The sequence below is a fragment of the uncultured Campylobacter sp. genome (assembly GCF_938045775.1).
Taxonomy (GTDB): Bacteria; Campylobacterota; Campylobacteria; order Campylobacterales; family Campylobacteraceae; genus Campylobacter_B.
In genome coordinates this window covers 1-4,885 of record NZ_CALIBH010000087.1, presented here as the reverse complement: position 1 = coordinate 4,885, position 4,885 = coordinate 1, and the positions used below count along the sequence as shown (strand labels likewise).

Below are 4,885 nucleotides of genomic sequence, written 5' to 3'. Positions count from 1 at the left end.
GCAAAACCCCGAGCGGCAGCCATAAATTTCTCTCGCCTGCCCGCAGCGCAAAATCCGCGAAATTATGTACGAATAGCGCGGGTAGGCGCCTTGCGCCTTCTGCTATCTGCGCGCCCTTCGCACTCTGCGAGTTTTCCGCCTCTTTCACGTTCTCAGTGCCGTTTGCCTTTTCTGCGCCATGCGCGCTTTCCACGCTCTCTGTGTTTCCTCTTCCATGCGCGATCTCCGCATCTCCTGCGCCATGTATAATCCCAGCCGCGGGTTTTGTTTCGCTTGCGACGCCGCGAAGCAAAATCTCGCCCGGCGCACTATCATCCGCGCGATTTGCGGCGCCGGTAAAATTTTCGGACGAAATTTCATCTAAAACGCAAGCGGAATTTTTAGGCCGTATCTCATCTGTAGCGGCACCGTGCCTGCGGGCTGTATCTGCGCAAAGCCCGCTCCTGCCGCCGCCCAAATGAAGCTTTTTTGGCAAAACTTCGTCTGCGTCGCGCTCGCAGAGCAAAATTTTATCCGCATAAGCCGCGCTCGCGTCTAATTCACTTGCGAAAGCCTGGGTTTCGCCAAATTTAGCAGCACTAGCTTCATCTGCAAAAATCACGTTTGCGCAGGCTGTATCCGCACAAAATCCGTTCTCGCAGGCACGTAAAATTTTACCAAACAGCGCCGCGTAGGTTATCTCGCTCAGGTCTTTTTCGCGTACGACGATCTCGCCTACGCCCGCCGCGGCAAAATCCGCTATACGCGCAAGCAGTGCCGCCTCACCGCCGCAGAGCGCGCGATTTGTGATGATCGTAATGCGCGAAGCAAGCTCTAAATCTAGCATCCGCCCGCTCCTTTAAGCCCAAAATCCGTGCGCGGCACAGCACTGAGGCTTAAAATTTTGCCCGTAGCGCTAGGAATTAAAATTTTACTTGCTAAGGCGAGTGCCGAAATCCCCGCCGTCACGCCATATTTCAAAATTTCGCCCGCCCGGATAAGAGCTGAAATTTCTGCCGCAGTGCTAAAGCTTAAAGCGTTCGCCCAGCTCCTCGATTTCAGCAACCTTGCATTGCCGCCGCATAAGAACCTGAAGCTCGCGCCGTTTTTAAATTTAAAATTTGCGTCACCTGCGGGCTCGGAATTTGCGCTACCTTTAAATTTTAAATCCACGTATGTATTCCGAGGCCTCAAATTTACACGCGCATTTTTTAGCCCAAAATTCCTAACGCCCGCTAACGCGGTGCCAAAAATTTTATCATCCGTCATGACGCCATAAATTTTATCGCCGTGTGCGGCGCTGTAAAATTCGGCGTAGTATTTTACGCTACGAATTTTGCTGCGTCTAGCGGCGCCAAATCTGCCCGCAAGTAACGCACCGCAAATCTTGCCTCTTAAAAAGGCGTTGTAAATTTTATCCATGCGAGCGCAGAATTTCGCCGCCGAAGCAAGCCTCTCGTGCCGAAGTTTCGCGGCGTAAGCTCGCATATCTGCGCTCTCACACATAGATATACTCGCTCATCAGCGGCTGCAGCCCGCCTGCGCGGATCGCCTCGCAGACTTCGCTTACGCTGCGCGCGTCGCTGATCTCGAACTGCTCGTCGCCCCTCTGCTCGCTGTGCCCGCCGATACCCACACTTACGCCTGCCGAAATTTTACTCGCCGCGATCCTAATCGCATTGTCGCGGAAGCCCGCCCTCTCGCGCGTGGAGATCGTGATCTGCGCACTTGGCAGCAGCAGCCGATACGCGCACATCACCTGCAGCAGCTCGCGCTCACCGACGTCCTTCGGGTTTATTTTGTCGTTATTGATAATCGGACGCAGGCGCGGCACTGAAAAGGAGATCTCGGCGCGCGGGTACTTGCGCTGAAGCAGCCACGCGTGCACGCCCGTGGCAAAGGCATCGCGGCGGAAGTCCCCAAGCCCCAAAAGCGCCGCAAAGCCCACGCCGCGCATACCGCCTCTGATCGCGCGCTCTTGAGCTGCGAAACGATACGCAAAAACGCGCTTGTTGCCCGTAAGATGCAGCTGCGCGTAGCGCGCTGGATCGTAGGTTTCTTGAAAAACGGTGACGAAATCGACGCCGCAAGCGTGCAGATAGGCGTAATCGGCGGAGTTTAGCGGATAAATTTCGACGCCGATTACCTTAAAATACTGCCGCGCGAGCTCGCAGGCACGCCCGATGTAGCGCACGGGGCTATTTTTCTCGCTCTCGCCGGTGAGGATTAAAATTTCTTCTAGCCCGCTCGCCGCTATCGCCTCAAACTCCGCCTTTAGCTGCGTCTCATCGAGCCTTGCGCGCGCGATTTTGTTTTTGCAGTTAAAGCCGCAGTAAACGCACAGATTGTCGCAGTAGTTTGAGATGTAAATCGGCGTAAAAACGGCAACGTTGCTGCCAAAATGTGCCGCCTTTTCGCGCGCTGCGGCACGGGCGATCTGTTCCAAATGCTCGCCCGCACGCACGCTTAGTAGAGCGGCAAAATCGCGCAGACTTCTATTTTTCGCGCCGATCGCCCTTTGCACGTCCGCCTCGCTCGCCTCCTCGCAAAAGCTCTCGCGCAGAGCAAGCGTGCTCTGCATTATCTCGCTTCCGATATCCTCCATGCCCGCTAGATAGTCGGTTCCCATCATCTTTAAAATTTTCCTTTTAAATTTTTATTTAAATTCTACGCGACACGTTTTTGCGTGCAAATTTATGCGGCGCGAATTTTTCGCCATTTAGCTTAAGAGCGCATTTTAGCAGGATTTCAGTAAAAAAATTTTAAAACGGAGTGCCCCCGTTCGCATTTTAAATTTTAGTGATTGTTAAGGGGGGGGTATAATTCTGCGAAATTTCTTAAATCGAGGAGGCGAATAAAATTTTAGCTATGTAAATTGACAATATCTGACTACGAAAAATGAGATAATACGAAAAATTTTAAAGGAGAAAAAATGAAAAAAATTATCTTAGGTTTGGCTCTGTTGGGATCTTTGGCTTTCGGCGAAACGCAATTTCAATCGCAAAGAAAACAATTTGAGCAAAAGTGCGAAGCGGGTGATTCTCAGGCTTGCGGCTATGCCGGCGCTCTTTATAAAAATCCGACCGAATTTGGAGGAAACACATCCGATAGGGACTATAAAAAAACGCTCTATTTTTACAAAAAAGCTTGTGACGTAAATGATTATATGGCTTGCTCGGATTTGGGAGCAATGTATGATAATGGCATAGGGGTAAAAAAGGATTATAAAAAGGCTGTCGAACTATTCGATAAAGCTTGCGACGGCGGAATCGCGGACGGCTGCAACAATTTAGGTCATATGTATGCGCATGGCAAAGGAGTTAAAATGGATATGACGCGGGCTATGGGATATGCCAGAAGAGCCTGCGATGCGGGGAGCTGGGTAGCTTGCGGGAATTTTGCTTCAGGTCTCGAAGCCAATAACGACAGAGCAATGGCGACACAATACTATCAAAAAGCCTGCGAAATGGGTAAAAAAGACCCGGCGCTATTAGACTATGAAAAAGACTATTTACGAGAATACTGCGATAAATACGACATACTAAAATAGCCCGCTGATCAATCGGGTTTCTTTTAATCGGGCTGCTTTCAGCCCGATTAAATTTTAAAATTTGATCGCCGAGCTTGCTGCGCGTTACACCGCTACCAAATTACTTTTCGCCGCAGTGCTTTAAGACGCCTAGCAAAGTGTGGAATTTACGTCGTTCGACATAGGGCTTAACAAAGCGCGCTGGGATTTAACTCACATGGCGCAAATTTGCACGGCGCGAAATTTTAAAATTCCACGCCGCATCTATCGGCTGCCACGCCGAGCTTGCGCGATATGTATCTGTACAAACCCGAGAAAGGCGAATTGGGCGCAAAAAAACACGGCTCGCACAACCAAGGGCGCTTAAAATTCTAACCGCTACCTCAAAAATCCCGTTAGCGGCGAGCTTGCGCAGGCTGTTTTGCAAACGGCGCCGAGCCCTGCTAGATAGGCATCGCGCCCCGCCTGCACGCCGAGCGCAAACGCCCGCGCCATCAGCGCCAGATCCCCGCTCGTGGCGATCGCCGTATTTACCATCACCGCAGCGCAGCCCATCTGCATCGCCTCGCAGGCCTCGCTAGGCGCGCCGAGCCCCGCATCTACGATGATCGGCACATCGATTTCGCTGAGCAAAATTTCGATCATTCCGCGCATCATCAGCCCGCGGTTGGAGCCGATGGGCGCGGCCAGAGGCATCACGGCGGCGGCCCCTGCGCTTACCAGATCGCGCGCGACGCACAGATCGGCGTGCATGTAGGCAAGCGGCACGAAACCCTCGCGCGCTAGGGCCTCGCAGGCCTTGATCGTCTCGGCGTTGTCGGGCAGAAGGTATTTGCTGTCGCCTATGATCTCGATCTTTACGAAGTCGCCGCAGCCCAGCTCGCGCGCGAGCCGTGCGATCCGTAGCGCCTCCTCGGCGTTTCGCGCGCCGCTGGTGTTCGGCAGCAGCGTGACGCCGCTGGGGATGAAATCCAAGATATTGCGACTCTTGCTTTCGTTCACGCGGCGCAGCGCGAGCGTGACGATCTCGCAGCCCGCGTGCCGCACGCAGGCGTCTATCATCGCGTGATCGAACTTGCCGGAGCCCATTATCAGGCGCGAGCTAAACTCCTTGCCGCCTAAGATCAGTTTATCGTCCATTCTATCCTCTTTAGTTTAAATTTTCGTTTTCACATACGGCGCAGATAGCGCAATATCAGCGCGGTGCATTATACACAGCGCGAGATATGCGCGCTTTGCTTGCTTCTATTCATCGCTTTACGCGCCGCACGACGCTGCGCCCGAGCTTTAAAATTTCTCGTCAAAATTTTACGCCACGACATAAAATTTTAAAATTTCACGCGCAGACTGCAGCCCGCTTCGCTGCGCGGAATTTTA

Annotated in this window: 5 protein-coding genes; 1 reads left to right on the top strand and 4 read right to left on the bottom strand. The window is 52.7% G+C overall.

All coding sequences use genetic code 11. The features are described 5' to 3' along the window. From Q0238_RS03195 to thiH, 3 genes are all read right to left on the bottom strand, one after another. Positions 1-826 (bottom strand): hypothetical protein (locus tag Q0238_RS03195; protein ID WP_297942868.1); only part of this gene is annotated, 826 nt, incomplete at its 3' end. Next, entirely contained in the window at positions 820-1,485 is a 666-nt protein-coding gene (locus Q0238_RS03190; protein ID WP_297942865.1) for a hypothetical protein, read from the bottom strand. The genes Q0238_RS03190 and Q0238_RS03195, both read right to left, overlap by 7 nt. Further along, complete coding sequence (thiH, locus tag Q0238_RS03185) at positions 1,478-2,611, bottom strand: 2-iminoacetate synthase ThiH (RefSeq protein ID WP_297942863.1); 1,134 nt, start codon at positions 2,609-2,611, stop codon at positions 1,478-1,480. The genes Q0238_RS03190 and thiH overlap by 8 nt, the downstream gene beginning before the upstream one ends. Positions 2,612-2,911: 300 nt before the next feature. Between thiH and Q0238_RS03180 the strand changes: the two genes are divergently transcribed. Further along, the gene (locus Q0238_RS03180) at positions 2,912-3,529 is read left to right on the top strand and encodes a tetratricopeptide repeat protein (RefSeq protein ID WP_297942861.1); all 618 of its coding nucleotides are present in this window, start codon (positions 2,912-2,914) and stop codon (positions 3,527-3,529) included. A 357-nt stretch (positions 3,530-3,886) separates the two neighbouring features. Here Q0238_RS03180 and Q0238_RS03175 read toward each other — a convergent pair whose 3' ends face one another. Continuing rightward, positions 3,887-4,648, bottom strand: coding sequence for a thiazole synthase (locus Q0238_RS03175; RefSeq protein WP_297942859.1), 762 nt, complete (start codon positions 4,646-4,648; stop codon positions 3,887-3,889). Between the last annotated feature and the right edge of the window lie 237 nt (positions 4,649-4,885).

Coding starts and splice junctions, on each gene's coding strand:
- Q0238_RS03190 (WP_297942865.1), bottom strand. CDS start 1,485: ATGTGTGAGAGCGCAGATATGCGAGCTTACGCCGCGAAACTTCGGCAC.
- thiH (WP_297942863.1), bottom strand. CDS start 2,611: ATGATGGGAACCGACTATCTAGCGGGCATGGAGGATATCGGAAGCGAG.
- Q0238_RS03180 (WP_297942861.1), top strand. CDS start 2,912: ATGAAAAAAATTATCTTAGGTTTGGCTCTGTTGGGATCTTTGGCTTTC.
- Q0238_RS03175 (WP_297942859.1), bottom strand. CDS start 4,648: ATGGACGATAAACTGATCTTAGGCGGCAAGGAGTTTAGCTCGCGCCTG.